Origin of the sequence: Bradyrhizobium sp. 482_C4_N1_8 (assembly GCF_052075965.1) — a bacterium.
In the GTDB taxonomy this organism is placed as follows: Bacteria; Pseudomonadota; Alphaproteobacteria; order Rhizobiales; family Xanthobacteraceae; genus Bradyrhizobium; species Bradyrhizobium barranii.
This window is the reverse complement of the sequence record NZ_CP197231.1, coordinates 1,342,599-1,358,157: the sequence shown is the minus strand read 5'-3', so window position 1 is coordinate 1,358,157 and position 15,559 is coordinate 1,342,599. Positions and strand designations below refer to the sequence as shown.

Here is a 15,559-nt window from a genome sequence, read left to right as displayed (position 1 = left end):
TCGCAAATGCTTGTCGCCGCCCGCGCTCTGATGGCCGCACTCGTCATGTTCGCCGCCGGCATCGTGACTGCCCACGCGCAATCGGCATTTTACGACGCACCGGCATCGCTTGCGGACGGACCGCCTGGCAGTCTGGTGCGGCAAGAGCCAATGGATGGCGCGCCGCTCGGCGCATCGGCCTTTCGCGTGCTCTATCGCTCGACCGGATTGAAGGGCGAGCCCATTCTCGTCTCGGGCGTCGTCATCGTGCCGCAAGGACCGCCGCCACCGGGCGGCCGCTCGATCGTCGCCTGGGCGCATCCGACCTCGGGCATCGTGCCGCGCTGCGCGCCGTCGCTCGCGATCTTCCTGTTCCAGCAGATCCAGGGACTGCGCTCGATGGTGGCGCGTGGCTACATCGTCGCGGCGACCGACTATCCCGGGCTCGGCACGCCGGGTCCGCATCCTTATCTCGTCGGCGAGAGCGAGGGCCGCGCCGTGCTCGACATCGTGCGCGTCGCGCGCGATCTGCCGGGCGCCGGCGGGGCCAAGAATTTTGCCTTGTGGGGACACTCGCAGGGCGGACAGGCTGTGCTGTTTGCCGGGCAGCTGGCGCCGACCTATGCGCCCGATCTCCATCTGCTCGGCGTTGCCGCTGCGGCGCCCGCGACGGATCTCGCCACGCTGATGAGCGACGACATCAACTCAGTCGGCGGCAAGAACATCACAGCGATGACGCTGTGGTCATGGCATCGCGTCTACGACGCCGCGCTCGACGGTGTCGTCGATCCGCGCGCACTTCCGGCGATCGACCGGCTGGCGCGCGAATGCATCGAAGGTCCCTTCGATATCTTCATCCGGCAGCGGACCGAGCGGCCGCTCCAGAAATATTTTCTGACCGTGCCGGATCCGACCAAGCGCGAGCCCTGGCGCTCGCTGCTGGAGAAGAACAGCGCCGCCACGTTGCCCGCCGGCATGCCAGTGTTCCTCGCTCAAGGGACTGTCGACCAGATCATCCGGCCCGCGGTGACGCGCGCCTATATGGGCCGGCTGTGCAAGGCGGGCAGCCCCGTGAAAATGGTCACCCTTCCCAACATCGGACACGGCCGCGCCGCGCAGGCGAGCACGATGGCCGCTGTGAACTGGATGACCGACCGCTTTACCGGGAAGCCGGCGCCGAACGACTGCGGCGGGCAATCGCCGCAGTCGTTGCCGGAGCGTTAGCTACCCATAAACGGCAACAGCGTTGTCAGCCGACACGAGACCGCTCTCAACGTCATCCTTGATCGCTGCACGATCGCGCTCCTTGGGGTCGCCGATACCGGCGCCGCCCGGGGTCATCACCAGCAGCCGGTCATCCGGTGGAATGGTCTGAAAGCCCTTGCCACGCATCTTCTGGCCGGACTTCAATCCGACATAGCCGGCCTCGCCGTTCTTGCCGCCGTCGCGACCGCGCGGCGGATGATCGATGCGATCGAATGCAGCGAGGATGTCGAAGGGCGCATCGATGCCGCTGCCGACCTCGATGATCTGGCCGAGGCCGCCGCGGGTGCGCCCTGCCCCGCCGGAATCCGGGCGCAGCTCCTTGCGCCAGAAGATCAGCGGCGTCTGCGTCTCCGCGATCTCGACCGGCGTGCCGCGCACACCACTCGGATAGGCGGTGGCCGACAGCCCGTCCTTCGCAAAGCGCGCGCCGGTACCGCCATTCGAAGTCACCGCCATCGAGAACCCGTAATTGCCGCCGGCACCTGAGCGGGTCTGTCCGCGGACGTTGAGATTCCACAGGCAGGAGGTGCCTTCCGCCGGCACGCGCTCCGGAATGATCTGGCGCAGGCAGCCGAACACCACGTCCGGCAGCATCTGTCCGACGATATGACGCGACGCCACGGGCGCCGGCTTCGGCGCATTCAGGATCGCGCCCGCGGGAGCCGACACCGTCAGCGGCGAGAGCGAGCCGGCATTGTTCGGGATCTGCGAGGCGACGACGCAGCCGAGGCCGAACACGGTGTAGGCCGTGGTGTAGGACAGGGGCACGTTGATGCCGAACTTCGAAGCGGCCGAGGTGCCGTCGAAATCGACATGGATGCCCGTCTCGGAGATCGTCAGCGTCGCGGCGAGCGTCACCGGCGCATCGTAACCATCCACGACCATGCTGTTGCGCCAGCTGCCCTTCGGCAGCTTTGCGATCTCGGCCAGCACGGCCTCACGCGAGCGATCGCAGATATAGTCGCCGAGCTCGTCGAGCGTGTCGATCTCGAACTCGGTCATCATCTCGACCAGACGTTCGCAGCCGACGTCGTTGCACCCGGCCAGGGAATAGGTGTCGCCCTCGGTATCGATCGGGAGCCGCGTGTTGGTGCGGATCATCGCCATCAGCGTCTCGTTGACGACGCCCTGGTCGATCAGCTTGAGCATGGGGATGTAGAGCCCCTCCATGAACACGTCGGTGGCATCAGGGCCGAAGCCGATGCCGCCGATGTCCATGAGGTGGCTGGTGCAGGAAAACAGCGCGACCGGCTTGCCGTCCTTGAAGCAGGGCGTGGTGACGACGAAGTCGTTGAGATGACCTGTGCCCATCCAGGGATCGTTGGTGATGTAGGCGTCGCCTTCCTCCATCGTCTCGATCGGGAAATGCGCAATGAAGTGCTTGACCGATTCCGCCATCGAGTTGACGTGGCCGGGCGTGCCGGTCACCGCCTGCGCCAGCATCCGTCCCCTGAGGTCGAACACGCCGGCAGAGAGGTCGCCGCATTCGCGCACGATCGGGCTGAAGGCGGTGCGGAGCAGCACCTGCGCCTGCTCCTCGACCACAGCGATCAGCCGGTGCCACATGATCTGGAGGTCGATCAGGCTCGCGCCATTTGCCTTGCTCATGGTCAGGCCGCCTTTCGTTCCATGACGATGCTGCCGGCACCGTCGATATGGGCGTCAAAACTGTTGGAGACGAAGGTGGACGTTTCGTCCTCGGCGATCACGGCGGGACCCGCAATGGTCGCGCCCGGTGCCATGTCCTCGCGGCGATAGAGCGGGATCTCGATCACTTCCCCCGCGCGTCCGTCGAAGAATTTGCGGCTGCCCGAGGCCTTGCCGGCGGGCTTGCGCGCAACGGAAGCGACGACGGAAGGATTGTGCGCATCGGTGGTCGCGAGCACCGACCAGCTCAGGACCTCGATCGCGGCGCCCGGGATCGGCCGCTCGAACATCGCCGAATAGTCGGCCTCGAACTTCTGGCGCAGGCCGGCGAGATCGGCCGATGTCAGCCGCCGGTTCGGCAGCTCGACCGAGATCTCGTGGCCCTGTCCGACATAGCGCATGAAGGCCGCGCGGCGTTCGCGCACCGGCGCACCGGCCGCGCCCGGCTCCACCAGCGCGCGCGCTTCAGTCACCATCTCCTGGAGCAGCTCCGAGACCCCCTCCGTGTCGAAATCATCAAGGCGGACATGGCGGCTGCGCACCAGCTCATAGGCAATGGGAGCAGCCAGGAAGCCGACGGCCGAGCCGACGCCGGCATTCGAGGGCACGATGACCCGCGAGACGCCGATCTTCTCGGCGACACGCGCCGCATGCAGCGGCGCGGCGCCACCGAAGGCGATCAGCGTGTGCTGGCCGACGATCTCGCCGCGCTCGACCGCATGCACGCGCGCCGCGCTCGCCATGTTCTCGCAGACGACCTCGTGCACGGCATAAGCCGCAGTTTCCGCCGACAGGCCGAGCGGCTCGCCGACGGCGCGCAACAGCGCCGCCTTCGAAAGCTCCGGGCTGAGCTTGATCGTGCCACCCGCAAAGGCATCAGGATCGATCATACCGAGCGCAACGTCCGCGTCCGTCACGGCCGGACGCTGGCCGCCGCGGCCGTAGCAGGCAGGTCCCGGCTCCGACGAGGCGCTCTCGGGACCGACGGTGACGCGCTTCATCGCATCGACATGCGCGATCGAGCCGCCGCCGGCGCCGATCTCGACCATCTCGATCACGGGGATGCGCACCGGCAGGCCGGAGCCCTTCAGGAAGCGTGCCGCGCGATCGACCTCGAACACGCGCGAGGTCTCGGGCTGGTATTTTTCGATCAGGCAGATTTTTGCGGTCGTGCCGCCCATGTCGAAGGACAGCACCTTGCTCTCGCCGAGCCGCGCTGCGATCTGCGCCGCGAAGATCGCGCCGCCGGCGGGACCGGATTCGACGAGGCGCACCGGAAAGCGCCGCGCCGTCTCGATCGAGGTGACGCCGCCGCCGGAGGTGACGAGATAGATCGCGCCGCGGAACTGCTCGACCTGCAAGGCATCCGCCATGCGGGCGAGATAGCCGTCGATCAGGGGTTGCACATAGGCGTTGGCGACCGCGGTCGACGTGCGCTCGTATTCGCGGATCTCCGGACACACCGCAGAGGACACGGTCACGGAGATGCCGGGCATCTCCTCGCTGAGGATCGCGGCCGTGCGGCGCTCGTGCTCGGGATTGGCGTAGGAGTGCAGGAAGGCGATCGCAACGCTCTCGACGTTCAGCGCGCGCAATTTTGGCGCGAGTGCACGCACTGCCGCCTCGTCCAGCGGGAGGCGAACGGCGCCGTGTGCGTCGATCCGCTCCGGCACGGTGAAGCGGAGCGACCGCGGCGCCAGCGGCCTCGGCTTGTCGATGCTGAGATCGTACTGGTCATAGCGGCTCTCGGTGCCGATATCGAGCACGTCGCGAAAGCCGTCGGTCGCAATCAGCGCGGTCTTGGCGCCGCGGCGCTCGATGATCGCATTGGTCGCGAGCGTCGTGCCGTGAATGAAGACGTCGATGTCGCTCATATGCGCGCGCGCGTCAGTGAGAATGAGACGCATGCCATCCAGCACCGCCTGCTCGGGCCGCTGCGGCGTCGTCAGCACCTTGCGCGTCTTGCGATCCTGCCCCACGTCCAGCACGATGTCGGTGAACGTGCCACCGATATCAACGGCAAGCCGCACCTCGGCTCCCTCAAGCATTCCAAATTCTCCGTGCTGATCGACAAACTGTGCGAAAACCGCAGCAATTTTCATACCAGCGACAACGCCCGGGGTGAAGCGTCCGAGCCGTTTTGCGTGGCACCTATGCGGTAGAAGGGTGCGGCCCACGCGCTCAGAGCAGGAATGCAAGCGCCGCCTCGCAGCGCTCCTCGACCTTGAGCGTGAGGAGATCGTCGGCGCGGGTGCGTCCGAGATTGACCGCGGCGATCGGGATCTGCCGGTTCGCGGCAGCCTGCACGAAGCGGAATCCGGAATAGACCATCAGCGAGGAGCCGACGATCAGCATGGCGTCGGCCTGCGCCAGATGATCCTGCGCGGTGGCGACCACATCGCGCGGGACGTTCTCGCCGAAGAACACGACGTCGGGCTTGAGGATGCCGCCGCAGGCTTCGCAGGCGGGCACCTTGAACGAGGAAAAATCCGCATGCTCGAGATCGGCGTCACCATCAGGCGCATCGGCGGCGTCGAGCGTCAGCCATTCCGCATTGGCACGGCCGAGCCTATCCTGGAATTCGTTGCGCGGGGTCTTCGCTCCGCAGCCCATGCAGCGCACCAGATCGAGCCGGCCATGCAGGTCGATCACCTGCCGGTGGCCGGCGGATTGATGCAACCGGTCGACGTTCTGGGTCAGCAGCATCTCGCAGCGCCCGCTCGCCTCGAGACGGGCGAGCGCATGATGCGCATCGTTCGGCCTCGCCTGGCCGAACCGCCGCCAGCCGATCAGGCTGCGCGCCCAATAGCGCTGACGCGTAGGCTCTTCCGACATGAAGGCCTGAAAATTGACCGGCTGGGTCCGCTTCCAGTTGCCGTGGCTGTCGCGATAATCGGGAATGCCCGAATTGGTGCTGCAGCCGGCGCCGGTCAGCACGAACAAACGTTCGTGCCGGCCGACGAAATCTTCGAGCGAACGGTTTGCCTGTGGAGGGTTTGCCATGGCGCAGATGTAGTTCACGCCGTGTCGTTTTGCCAGATCACTCCCGCGCCAGCAGCTCGAAGCCGGCGATCAGTTTTTGGCCTGCGTCAGCCCGAGCAGGTCGGCCAGAGCCTCCACGCCTCCCATCTTCATGACGGGGCACATTGGCAAACCAGTGACCGCTACCGGGCGGCGTTCCAATCGGATCAGGCGCGCCGGTGAAATGCCGGCGGCAACGGCTCGCGCACCAGTTCGCTGAGATTCAAGGTCTCCCCGCTTTCCGCGATGTCCGAGAACAACACCTCGACAAACGGATGCTGACGGTTGAACGCGGTGCCCCGCTGGTATTTGGCGCTCACGATGCGCTCAAGCGCGGCAAAGTTCCGTTTCCCAAGCGCGCTGTATTGCTTCCGGAACAAACTCTGACGTCCGCCACTGTGCTCGATCGATTCGGCCCAAACGTCCATCACCTTGCGACTGACGAACGCCTCGACTTCTCTCGTGCCTTCCTGGGCAAGAAGCCGCAGACCGTCCATGGCATGCGGCTGTTCATCGATACGGAATTTTGTCAGTGCCATCTGGATCCTCCTGTTGTTTGCGTCCATATGCTTCGCGAACCGCGCCTCTCGCTCAGCCCCTGAACATGTCAGATCTTGGCGGGATCGGCGTCGTGCCTATGCTTGTGAAGAAACCGGGCAATCTGCCCACGGAGCGCCGCCGTATCCAGCAATGTCCCAACCGATCCGGCGGTATCGAAGATCTCCCGCTGGAGCGTCGTCGGCAATGAATTCCATTGCATGATGACGGCCGCACCGAGACAGCGCAAAACGCGCTCTTCCTCCGCCGCGAGGGCTGCGCCGCGCAGTCGCTCCGTCCCCCCGGCATTGACTGCATCCACGTATTGGTCCGCGAGCATCTGCTCGTTGTCCGCGCGCGATGTGTGGCTATCCTGCAGTTGTTCGAATTTGCGCGTATCGGCTTTGCCGGGCGAATTCCTCGCCAGTTCGCCATACGCGGCCGCTTTTGCACGAGACTGCAGAAATTTAAACATGCGGGCTCCTTCAACAGCGATCCTTCGCCGCCGAGAAATACGTGAGGATTTCAGCGGCATTTCCGAGAATCGCTGCCCGGCGCATTGCCACCGTGCGCTTGTCTCCCGACGGCATCTTGCGGGCAAGGTCGAGGGCGTTGATCGCCCTGGCGCTCAACTCGCAAGCCAAAGAGGCCGGGATCGATTCTGACGAGCTGCTCGCTTGAGCCGATGGCGAAGGCACGCCAAGACCGGCTACCATTGTATGAGCATCGCTGCGGCGATCAACACCACGAAGAAAACCGGTAGCAAGACCGGAGGTACGAGCCACTCGCGAAGGCTGAATCTAGGGGAATCCGACATACTGACCGCCTGTTGGTTCTGGCGGGAGCGCAATGCTCTCAGTCACCGATGACAGCCGAGGGGCGCGCGGTGATAAACTGTATCTAGTGATCCCTTCGCCGAATAGCGAGGCTTATCAAGAAACTATTTGTCGCGATCGGCATTGAATCGGATTGCTGCCCTGTTGCCAAATCTTCATTTGAGAGAGGCGCAACCGGCGCGTCTTCGTCTGGACGGAACGTCCGTGTTCCTGACGTACGCGGGTCGAGCGTCGGCCACCCGGCGAGCTCCGACTCAAACGGCGAAAAGGCCGGCGCGCGGCACCTGCAACCTGATCGGCCTGAACCATGATCGACTTTCCAAATCACAGCCGCTCGTATGATCGGACGCGGCATGCCGTGCGGTTCTGGGGACACGACAGCGCCATCGAGGCCTCGTTCTTCATCGACGAAGACGCATTGAAGCGGATTCAACCGGGCACCCGTTCCAGCGAATCGGGATTTCTGATCGCGTTCGATTCCAACCGCGACTTGATATGTGCGGCTGCGGCCAGGAAGTATGTCCGCGGCAGCCGGGGCTCCTACGACCTGCTCGCAGCAGATTTTTGAAGCGTTCGGCATGGGATGATGAGTTCGTGGTTTCGGTCGTGAATCCACGTTTCTAGCTCGCCCAGTTCTCGCGAAACTCGGGGAACAGCGTCAGGCCTCCGCAGGCGTAAATGGTCTGGCCCGTAATGTAACTGGCGTCATCCGAGGCGAGGAAGGCGAACACGGCGGCGATCTCTTCCGGGGTGCCGACCCGTCCCAGCGGAATGTGGCTGGTGACGACGCCGCGCTTGGCGGGATCACCCGTCCAGGCCGCGTTGATCGGCGTGTCGATCGCACCGGGGCCGACCGCATTGACGCGAATGCCGCGGCCGGCGAATTCCAGCGCCAGCGTGCGTGTCAGATTGGCGATGCCGCCCTTGCTGATCGAGTAAGCGAGATAGCCGGGCTTCGGAATGATCTGGTGGACGCTGGAGCAATTGATAATGCTGCCGCCTCCGCCGCGCGCGACGAAGTGCGCGAGCGCCTTCTGCGCGCAGAGCACGGCGCCGTTGAGATTGACGTCGATGATGCGGCGGTAGGTGTCGATGTCGAGCTCCTCGCTCGGCGACTCCCGCTGGAAGCCGGCATTGTTGACGAGGCAGTCGAGCCGCTTCCAGCGCGAAAGCACTGTCTCGAACATCGCGGCGACTTCCTGCTCATTGCTGACATCGGCCCTGACGACGACATGATCGAGCTTGCCGTGGCCGCGGTCAGCCGATCCTGTCCTTGCGAGCGCGAGCGTCTCCTCGGCCCTCTCGGGGTGATCGACATAGTTGATGGCGACGGTCGCGCCCTCCTGCGCGAGCCGAATGGCGATGGCGCGGCCGATGCCTTGCGAGGCACCGGTCACCAGCGCGTATTGGCCGACGAGGCGGGAGGAAAACGGGGTCGAGCGATCGGTCTGCGGCATGAACTTTCTCCGGGGATGCTTCATCATGGACGGAACCGGCGTTTTGTTCCATCCCGCTTGCGCATCGCAGGGATTCACCCGGCGCGGCGCGCGAGCGGCGAGGTCAGGATCTGGTAGAGAATGATGGCGCCGAAGGTCGCCGTGCCGATCCCGCCGATCGTAAACGCGCCGAATTTGAACGTGAGGTCGCCGGCGCCCGCGGTCAGCGCCACGGCGACGGTGATCAGGTTCGCAGGATTGGCGAAATCCACCTTGTTCTCGACCCAGATCCGTCCGGCCATCGCGGCGATCAATCCGAACAGCACGATCGAGAGGCCGCCGATGACGGGGCCGGGAATCGACAGGATCAGTGCGCCGAACTTCGGCGAGAAGCCGAGCAGGATCGAGACCGTGGCCGCGAATGCAAACAACAGTGTCGAATAGACCTTCGTCGCCGCCATGACGCCGATGTTCTCGGCATAGGTGGTGACGCCGGTGCCGCCGCCGCAGGCCGCCACGATGGTCGCGAGGCTGTCGGCGAACAGGGCGCGGCCGAGATAGCCATCGAGGCTCCGGCCCGTCATCGCGCCGACGGCCTTGATGTGACCGAGGTTCTCGGCGACGAGGATGACCGCAACCGGCGCGATCAGAAAGATTGCATCGGCCTGGAAGGTCGGCGTGGTAAAGCTTGGCATGCCCAACCACGGCGCGGCCGCGAGCTGCGCGAAGTCGATCGGCTTGCCGAAGCCGAGGCCGTTTGCGAACAGCAGGTACAGGAGATATCCGCCGATCGCACCGAGGATGATCGGCAGGCGGCGCCACAGGCCTGGAGCGGCAACGGCCACCACGCCGATGATCAGAACCGTCGCGAGCCCGATCCAGGTGTCGAACGCGTTGACGCTCACCGCCTTGACCGCCACGGGCGCGAGATTGAGGCCGATCGCGGCGACCACGGCCCCGGTGACGGCCGGCGGCATCAGGCGCTCGACCCAGCCAACGCCGGACCACATCACGATCAGCGCGATCACGCCGTAGAGCACGCCGGCGCCAACGATGCCGCCGAGCGCGACGGAGAGATTTGGATTCGGCCCCTGCCCGGCATAGCCGGTGGCGGCGATGACGACGGCGATGAACGCGAAGCTCGAGCCGAGATAGCTCGGCACGCGCCCGGCGACGATGACGAAGAAGATCAGCGTGCCGATGCCGGAGAACAGGACCGCAACATTGGGATCGAACCCCATCAGCAACGGCGCGATGATCGTCGAGCCCGACATCGCTACGCAATGCTGGAGACCGGAGACGACGGTCTGGCCCCATGACAGCCGTTCCTCCGGCATGATCACGCCCGAGGCCTTGAATTTCCAGCGCGGAAAATAGCTCTGCGGCTGCTCGTCCGAGCCCATCGTGGTTGTCATATTCCCCCCGTTGCGGTGCAGCGACCGATCTTCGTGCGATCCGACAAAAATGTGATTGTCGCTTCTGCGGCGACCATCACATGATGCGAGTCATGCAAGATTCAAAGCTTGCAAAATCCAGATCATGCAGAATCAAAAATCAATGCGTTCCGGGGCACACACTATGACACAAGTCGCGATCCAGCCAGCCGTCCATCGCCGGCATCAACCCTGGTACAAGATCCTCTACATCCAGGTCCTGATCGCGATCGCACTCGGGGTGCTCATCGGCTATTTCTATCCTGATCTCGGCAAGGAGCTGAAGCCGCTCGGCGACGGCTTCATCGCGCTGATCAAGATGATGATCGCGCCTGTGATCTTCTGCACCGTGGTGCACGGCATTTCCTCGATGGGCGACCTCAAGCGCGTCGGCCGGGTCGGGCTGAAGTCGCTGATCTATTTCGAGACGGTCTCGACCGTCGCGCTCGCCATCGGCCTGCTGGTCGGCGAGATTCTCCAGCCCGGGCACGGCTTCAACATCGATCCCGCCACGATCGACCCGAAATCGGTGGCGACCTACGTCACCAAGGCCAAGGAAGAGGGTATCGTCGCCCATCTGATGGCGATCATTCCCGACAGCTATGTGGGCGCGATCGCGCGCGGCGACCTGCTTCAGGTGCTGCTGATCTCGATCCTGTCGGGCTTCGCCATCGCCTTCCTCGGCAAGGCCGGCGAGCCGATCGCGGAGGCGATCGACAAGGCCGCGAAAATGTTCTTCGGCATCATCCGCATCATCGTGCGCGTCGCGCCGATCGGCGCGTTCGGCGCGATGGCGTTCACCGTCGGCGCCTACGGCCTCGGCTCGCTGCTCAACCTCGCGGCCCTGATCGGCACGTTCTATCTCACCAGCATCCTGTTCGTGTTGATCGTGCTGGGCTCGATCGCGCGGCTCTCCGGCTTCTCGATCCTGCGCTTCATCGCCTACATCAAGGACGAACTCTTGATCGTGCTCGGCACCTCCTCGTCGGAAACGGTGCTGCCGCAGATGATCCAGAAGATGGAGCATCTCGGCGCCTCGCGCTCGGTGGTCGGCCTCGTCATTCCGACCGGCTACAGCTTCAACCTCGACGGCACCAACATCTACATGACGCTGGCGACGCTGTTCCTGGCGCAGGCGACCAACACCCATCTGACGATCTGGCAGGAGCTCGGCATTCTCGGCATCGCCATGATCACCTCGAAGGGCGCCTCGGGCGTGACCGGCGCCGGGTTCATCACGCTTGCCGCGACGCTCTCGATCGTTCCCGACATCCCGATCCAGTCGATCGCGATCCTGGTCGGGATCGACAAGTTCATGAGCGAGTGCCGCGCGCTGACCAACCTGATCGGCAACGGTATCGCCTGCGTCGTCATCAGCATCTCCGAAGGCGAGCTCGATCGCGAGGCTCTGCACGAGACCATGGCTCATCCGCTGGAGATGGGCGAGGCGCTCGAACCGGGCGGCAGCGCGGCCTCGTAGGCCGCGCCACGCAGCCCCGCTGGGGGCAGGGCGTCGGGTTCTTGTTGTCGGGCCTTAGAGAGCAGTGTTGGCGACCAGCTCGACCCTGCGCGTGATATCGATCGCCTGCAGGAACGCCTCGTCGTGACTGACCACGAGCAGCGCGCCGTCATAGGCCCTCAAGCCTGCCTCGATGGCTTCGATGGACTCGATGTCGAGATGATTGGTCGGCTCGTCCAGGATGAGCAGGGACGGCGGCGCCGCCCCGCCTAGAACGCAGGCGAGGCCCGCACGAAACAGCTGTCCGCCACTCAGGCTCCCCACGATCTGCGCGGCGGCATCGGCGCGAAACGCGAACCGGGCCAGGGCAGCATGGCACTCGTTCGCGCTCGCTTTCGGATTGAGACGCCCGAAATTGTCCAGGATGGAGATCGCGGGATCGAGCAGGCTGACCTTCTGGTCGAACAGCGCGAAGTCCGGCCTGACCCGCACGGTGCCCGCGAACGGGCGCAACTCGCCTGTGACGAGCTTGAGCAACGTTGTCTTGCCGGAACCATTCGGCCCGACGACCCCGACGCGCTCCGGGCCGACGAGCGTGAGTGAGAGATCGCGCAGGACCGGCTGCTCCGGCTGATAGCCGGCGTTGACGCGATCGAGCCATACCACCTCCCTGCCCGCCGGCAGGCCGGTCGGGGGCAGCTTGACCGACAGCGGCTGGCGAATCTCGACGCGGCGGCGAGCCGTGTCGACAGCCTCGATCGCCTCCGCGCGCCGCCGCTCGGCGATCTGCGCGGTCTTTCCGCCGCTGTCCTCGCTGCGGTCCTTGCGTGCACCGGCGAGAATGCGCGGCATGTCGCCCTTGGCGCGCTTCTTCCTGCCGCCGCTGTCCTTGCGCGCCTTGCGTTCCGCTGCCTCCTGCGCCTTGCCGTCGATCTCGGCGAGATGCTTCTCGGCATGCGCAAGGTCGTGCCTGACGGCAGCGAGCTCGATGGCCTTCTGCTCGCGGTAACTGCTCCAATTGCCGCCGTACCGTCTTGCCCCGAGCGATGTCATCTCGACGATGGCATCCATGGTCTCGAGCAGGTCGCGGTCGTGACTGACGACGATCGCCCCGCCCCGCCAGCCTGCGAGCAGATCGACCACTGACTTACGTCCATCCCGATCGAGATTGTTGGTGGGCTCATCGAGCAGCAGGAAGTCCGGCTCGGCGAAGACCAGCGCGGCCAGACGGATCCGCGTGACCTGCCCGCCCGACAAACGATCCAGCTCCGTGTCGGTATCAGGATCGAACCCGACACGCGCGAGCGCGGACGCAAGCCGCGCTTCGAGCGTCCAATCGACGTCGGTGACTTCGTCGGCGAATGCATCGCCCCGCTCGGCACGGCGAAGCAGCTCCAGCGCTGCGCGCGCGCCGAACAGATCGATCACCGCGGCGCCCGCAGGAAGCTGGACGTCCTGGCGGAGCATTCCCACGGTTCCGCTCACGAGAACGCGTCCCGCTTGGGGAATGTGCTCTCCGGTGATCGCAGCAAGCAGCGTTGTCTTGCCGACGCCGTTGCGGCCGACGAGACCAGCCCGTTCGGCACCAAATGTCAGGTTGAGGTCGGAAAGGAGAGGACGGCCGTCAGGCGTGGACAGCGAGAGGTTCGACAGAATAATCGATGCAGGCATGGAATTCCCCGTGAGCAAGGCGGATGGGCGTTGCGGTCGGGGTGAAATCCATGGATGCGAAACTCCTGATTGATGTCTCGCTGATAATCCCGTCGGGCGCCGAGATCAAGGTGCATTCCGTGCGACGCGTCCGGGCCGATCAGCAAAGCATCACGAAGCTGTTGATGGACGCTGCATGGGGCATGCGGTAAGGGGCAAAAAACAACGTGTCTCAACCAAGAGGCCATCTCTTGAGCGGCAAGCCGAATAGCCCCCTCGCCCAACTGCTTCAGCAAGCCTTTCTGGCGCTACGTGCAAAGCAGTTCGACATTGCAAGGCAGCTTGCGACCGAAGCCCTGAAATCAAATCGCACCGACCGGAATGCCGTGCTGATCCTCGCCCATGCCCTGCTCGGCCAGGAGCGTGCGGAGGAAGCGATTGCGCCGCTGGAGAAAGCCGCGAAGCGCAATAGCGATCCCGAAATCGAGACGCTGCTCGGCCATGTGCTGTGTGCCGCGCGGCGCAGAAGCGATGGACTGGCGCAACTGCGGCGAACCACAGCGCGCCGTCCGCCCTATCTGCCCGCGTTCCAGGAGCTGGCGGGCCAGCTTGCGAACGCCGGCGAGGTTGGCGAGGCGGTCGGGATGATCGAGCAAGCCCTCGCGCTCGCCCCGGCCAGCGTCGATCTGCAACTCGACCTTGGCCGCATGCATGTCCGGAATAACAATCGCGCCAAAGCGCGTACCGTGCTGACCGCGGCGCGCGCGATCGGGCCGGGACGCACCGATATCCTGACCGAACTTGCCTGGGCCGAGCTTCTCGACGGCGCTTATGCCGAGGCCGCCGACACCTACCGTCACGCGCTCGGGCTTCGCCCGGACGACGCTCTCTCCCGCGCCAATCTCGCGATCTGCCTGATGGAGATGGGCGAACGCGATGGCGGCGAGGCGGCGCTGCGGTCCGTGTATGGCGGACGGCCGCAGATGCTCAGCCGCGCCGCCCTCACACTCGCCGCCTCGTCGCACGGCCGCTTCTTCTTCCGCCCGAGCGCCGCGGCGAAATTCCTGGGAGCCAGGCCCGAGCGGGCTACGCCCTGAATTTCCGCCGGTACAGACCCGGCTCGCGCTTCAGCGCGGCGCGCAGGGCGTGGACCTTCTGCGCTTCATCCTCGGTGAAGGCCGAGGTCTGCCGCGTCCAATCCTCACGCTTGACCGGAATGCATTGCGCGATCGGTGTGCCCTTGGGCAGCACGCCGCGAAAGCCCGTATTGTGCCAATGCGCCGGAAAGTGGATCCAGCTGTCGCGATAGCGATCGCAATCGACGAGGCCGCTCAGCGTGATGAACGGCAGGTCGAAGCGATTGACCGGATGGGTGAAGAACAGCGAATAGCCTTCCGGCGCCTCGATGGTCCAGAGATTGTGAAACTTGATGACGAAGCGATCGGCCTCGAACAGCGGCGAGCCGGTGAGCTGGCCCTGATCGTGAAAGCTGATCGGCGAGCGCGGAAAATCGATCTCACCGCCGGGCGGGATGTCGTTGTCCCAGCTGATCTCGCCATCCTCGACCCTGATATCGCAGATTAGCGGGATCAGGAAACCGCATGTCATCGCGTCGATGAACGGCGGGCAGCGCTTGACCGTCTCGTCATCCTGCTGATTGAGGGCACTGAAGGCCGTGGTCGGCATCGCCTTGAGCCAGTCGGGAACGCCGAGATTCGCCGGCACCGGCTGCGGCAGCAGGCCTTCGAGTTCTCCGGGGCAGCGAAATTTGATCGCGAGCTTGTTGTTATTGTTCTGCGAGGACATTGGGCATTCCAGCCGAGTCCCCTACTGATAAACGGAAACTGCGGCGCGTCAAAGCGCCGCAGCTAATCCAGACCATTACATCTTCGTCATGTTCGGATCGACGGCTCTCTTCACGAGCCCGTGAGAAGAGCGCAATCAGCCCTTGAGCGCAGTGACCACCACCTCGATCAATGCACCGCCGCCGAGATCGGCAACGCCGACCGTGGCGCGCGTCGGCAGGTTGTCACCGAAGAATTCAGTCCAGACCGCGTCCATCTCCTTCTTCTTGGAAAGATCCGTGACGAAGATCGAGGTGCTGACGACGCGCGACTTGTCGGTACCGGCTTCCTTCAGATAGCCGGCGATCTTGCCGAGGATGTTGCGGGTCTGGTCGCCCATGGACACGGAAGTGTCGTCGGCGATGGTGCCACCGACGAAGACGAAGCCGTTGGCCTCGACGGCGCGGTGCATGATGGGCGTGCGGATGCTGCGGGTGATGCTCATGATGTC

At 64.8% G+C, this 15,559-nt stretch carries 16 protein-coding genes; 5 read left to right on the top strand and 11 right to left on the bottom strand.

Going from position 1 to position 15,559, the window contains the following annotated elements; all coding sequences use genetic code 11:
* Nucleotides 1–6 precede the first annotated feature (6 nt).
* Nucleotides 7–1,203 carry an alpha/beta fold hydrolase gene (locus tag AB7Z56_RS06345; RefSeq protein ID WP_441256177.1) on the top strand — a complete coding sequence of 399 codons (1,197 nt, stop codon included), beginning with the start codon at nt 7–9 and terminating at the stop codon, nt 1,201–1,203.
* Here AB7Z56_RS06345 and AB7Z56_RS06340 read toward each other — a convergent pair whose 3' ends face one another.
* From AB7Z56_RS06340 to AB7Z56_RS06315, 6 genes are all read right to left on the bottom strand, one after another.
* Nucleotides 1,204–2,853, bottom strand: a complete 1,650-nt coding sequence (locus AB7Z56_RS06340; protein ID WP_063981071.1) for a hydantoinase B/oxoprolinase family protein — start codon at nt 2,851–2,853, stop codon at nt 1,204–1,206.
* Between the two features lie 2 nt (nt 2,854–2,855).
* Nucleotides 2,856–4,940: a hydantoinase/oxoprolinase family protein gene (locus AB7Z56_RS06335; protein ID WP_063981070.1), complete on the bottom strand. Its 2,085-nt coding sequence runs from the start codon at nt 4,938–4,940 to the stop codon at nt 2,856–2,858.
* A gap of 133 nt (nt 4,941–5,073) precedes the next feature.
* Nucleotides 5,074–5,895, bottom strand: coding sequence for an NAD-dependent protein deacetylase (locus AB7Z56_RS06330; protein ID WP_028151461.1), 822 nt, complete (start codon nt 5,893–5,895; stop codon nt 5,074–5,076).
* A 185-nt stretch (nt 5,896–6,080) separates the two neighbouring features.
* The gene (locus AB7Z56_RS06325; protein WP_187387922.1) at nt 6,081–6,452 is read right to left on the bottom strand and encodes a signal transduction histidine kinase; all 372 of its coding nucleotides are present in this window, start codon (nt 6,450–6,452) and stop codon (nt 6,081–6,083) included.
* A 68-nt stretch (nt 6,453–6,520) separates the two neighbouring features.
* Nucleotides 6,521–6,925: a hypothetical protein gene (locus tag AB7Z56_RS06320; protein ID WP_441256176.1), complete on the bottom strand. Its 405-nt coding sequence runs from the start codon at nt 6,923–6,925 to the stop codon at nt 6,521–6,523.
* 10 nt (nt 6,926–6,935) lie between these two features.
* Nucleotides 6,936–7,166 (bottom strand): hypothetical protein, encoded by a 231-nt coding sequence (locus tag AB7Z56_RS06315; protein ID WP_084794963.1) that lies wholly within the window; start codon nt 7,164–7,166, stop codon nt 6,936–6,938.
* Between the two features lie 427 nt (nt 7,167–7,593).
* Between AB7Z56_RS06315 and AB7Z56_RS06310 the strand changes: the two genes are divergently transcribed.
* On the top strand, nt 7,594–7,854 hold the full coding sequence (locus AB7Z56_RS06310; protein ID WP_063981067.1) for a DUF1488 domain-containing protein: 261 nt from the start codon (nt 7,594–7,596) through the stop codon (nt 7,852–7,854).
* 52 nt (nt 7,855–7,906) lie between these two features.
* Here the strand turns inward: AB7Z56_RS06310 and AB7Z56_RS06305 are convergent, their stop codons facing one another.
* Nucleotides 7,907–8,743, bottom strand: a complete 837-nt coding sequence (locus AB7Z56_RS06305) for an SDR family oxidoreductase (RefSeq protein ID WP_063986088.1) — start codon at nt 8,741–8,743, stop codon at nt 7,907–7,909.
* A gap of 74 nt (nt 8,744–8,817) precedes the next feature.
* Entirely contained in the window at nt 8,818–10,137 is a 1,320-nt protein-coding gene (locus tag AB7Z56_RS06300) for a solute carrier family 23 protein (protein WP_063981066.1), read from the bottom strand.
* A gap of 163 nt (nt 10,138–10,300) precedes the next feature.
* Between AB7Z56_RS06300 and AB7Z56_RS06295 the strand changes: the two genes are divergently transcribed.
* The gene (locus AB7Z56_RS06295) at nt 10,301–11,635 is read left to right on the top strand and encodes a dicarboxylate/amino acid:cation symporter (RefSeq protein WP_071909716.1); all 1,335 of its coding nucleotides are present in this window, start codon (nt 10,301–10,303) and stop codon (nt 11,633–11,635) included.
* A gap of 54 nt (nt 11,636–11,689) precedes the next feature.
* Here AB7Z56_RS06295 and AB7Z56_RS06290 read toward each other — a convergent pair whose 3' ends face one another.
* Nucleotides 11,690–13,285, bottom strand: coding sequence for an ABC-F family ATP-binding cassette domain-containing protein (locus tag AB7Z56_RS06290; protein ID WP_063981064.1), 1,596 nt, complete (start codon nt 13,283–13,285; stop codon nt 11,690–11,692).
* A gap of 23 nt (nt 13,286–13,308) precedes the next feature.
* Here AB7Z56_RS06290 and AB7Z56_RS06285 point away from each other — a divergent pair, with 23 nt between their 5' ends.
* Nucleotides 13,309–13,476 (top strand): hypothetical protein, encoded by a 168-nt coding sequence (locus AB7Z56_RS06285; protein ID WP_187387921.1) that lies wholly within the window; start codon nt 13,309–13,311, stop codon nt 13,474–13,476.
* A 39-nt stretch (nt 13,477–13,515) separates the two neighbouring features.
* The gene (locus tag AB7Z56_RS06280; RefSeq protein WP_084794962.1) at nt 13,516–14,361 is read left to right on the top strand and encodes a tetratricopeptide repeat protein; all 846 of its coding nucleotides are present in this window, start codon (nt 13,516–13,518) and stop codon (nt 14,359–14,361) included.
* Here the strand turns inward: AB7Z56_RS06280 and AB7Z56_RS06275 are convergent.
* Together AB7Z56_RS06275 and AB7Z56_RS06270 are read right to left on the bottom strand one after the other, a co-directional pair.
* Complete coding sequence (locus tag AB7Z56_RS06275; RefSeq protein ID WP_063981063.1) at nt 14,351–15,070, bottom strand: hypothetical protein; 720 nt, start codon at nt 15,068–15,070, stop codon at nt 14,351–14,353. The genes AB7Z56_RS06280 and AB7Z56_RS06275 overlap by 11 nt on opposite strands.
* Nucleotides 15,071–15,205: 135 nt before the next feature.
* Nucleotides 15,206–15,553 (bottom strand): RidA family protein, encoded by a 348-nt coding sequence (locus AB7Z56_RS06270; protein ID WP_063981062.1) that lies wholly within the window; start codon nt 15,551–15,553, stop codon nt 15,206–15,208.
* Nucleotides 15,554–15,559: the final 6 nt, after the last annotated feature.

What these genes read in the sequence shown, in the direction of transcription:
- AB7Z56_RS06315 (WP_084794963.1), bottom strand. Translation starts at nt 7,166, where the DNA reads ATGGTAGCCGGTCTTGGCGTGCCTTCGCCATCGGCTCAAGCGAGCAGC.
- AB7Z56_RS06330 (WP_028151461.1), bottom strand. Translation starts at nt 5,895, where the DNA reads ATGGCAAACCCTCCACAGGCAAACCGTTCGCTCGAAGATTTCGTCGGC.
- AB7Z56_RS06290 (WP_063981064.1), bottom strand. Translation starts at nt 13,285, where the DNA reads ATGCCTGCATCGATTATTCTGTCGAACCTCTCGCTGTCCACGCCTGAC.
- AB7Z56_RS06300 (WP_063981066.1), bottom strand. Translation starts at nt 10,137, where the DNA reads ATGACAACCACGATGGGCTCGGACGAGCAGCCGCAGAGCTATTTTCCG.
- AB7Z56_RS06335 (WP_063981070.1), bottom strand. Translation starts at nt 4,940, where the DNA reads ATGCTTGAGGGAGCCGAGGTGCGGCTTGCCGTTGATATCGGTGGCACG.
- AB7Z56_RS06275 (WP_063981063.1), bottom strand. Translation starts at nt 15,070, where the DNA reads ATGTCCTCGCAGAACAATAACAACAAGCTCGCGATCAAATTTCGCTGC.
- AB7Z56_RS06270 (WP_063981062.1), bottom strand. Translation starts at nt 15,553, where the DNA reads ATGAGCATCACCCGCAGCATCCGCACGCCCATCATGCACCGCGCCGTC.
- AB7Z56_RS06295 (WP_071909716.1), top strand. Translation starts at nt 10,301, where the DNA reads ATGACACAAGTCGCGATCCAGCCAGCCGTCCATCGCCGGCATCAACCC.
- AB7Z56_RS06320 (WP_441256176.1), bottom strand. Translation starts at nt 6,925, where the DNA reads ATGTTTAAATTTCTGCAGTCTCGTGCAAAAGCGGCCGCGTATGGCGAA.
- AB7Z56_RS06305 (WP_063986088.1), bottom strand. Translation starts at nt 8,743, where the DNA reads ATGCCGCAGACCGATCGCTCGACCCCGTTTTCCTCCCGCCTCGTCGGC.
- AB7Z56_RS06285 (WP_187387921.1), top strand. Translation starts at nt 13,309, where the DNA reads ATGGGCGTTGCGGTCGGGGTGAAATCCATGGATGCGAAACTCCTGATT.
- AB7Z56_RS06310 (WP_063981067.1), top strand. Translation starts at nt 7,594, where the DNA reads ATGATCGACTTTCCAAATCACAGCCGCTCGTATGATCGGACGCGGCAT.
- AB7Z56_RS06325 (WP_187387922.1), bottom strand. Translation starts at nt 6,452, where the DNA reads ATGGCACTGACAAAATTCCGTATCGATGAACAGCCGCATGCCATGGAC.
- AB7Z56_RS06340 (WP_063981071.1), bottom strand. Translation starts at nt 2,853, where the DNA reads ATGAGCAAGGCAAATGGCGCGAGCCTGATCGACCTCCAGATCATGTGG.
- AB7Z56_RS06345 (WP_441256177.1), top strand. Translation starts at nt 7, where the DNA reads ATGCTTGTCGCCGCCCGCGCTCTGATGGCCGCACTCGTCATGTTCGCC.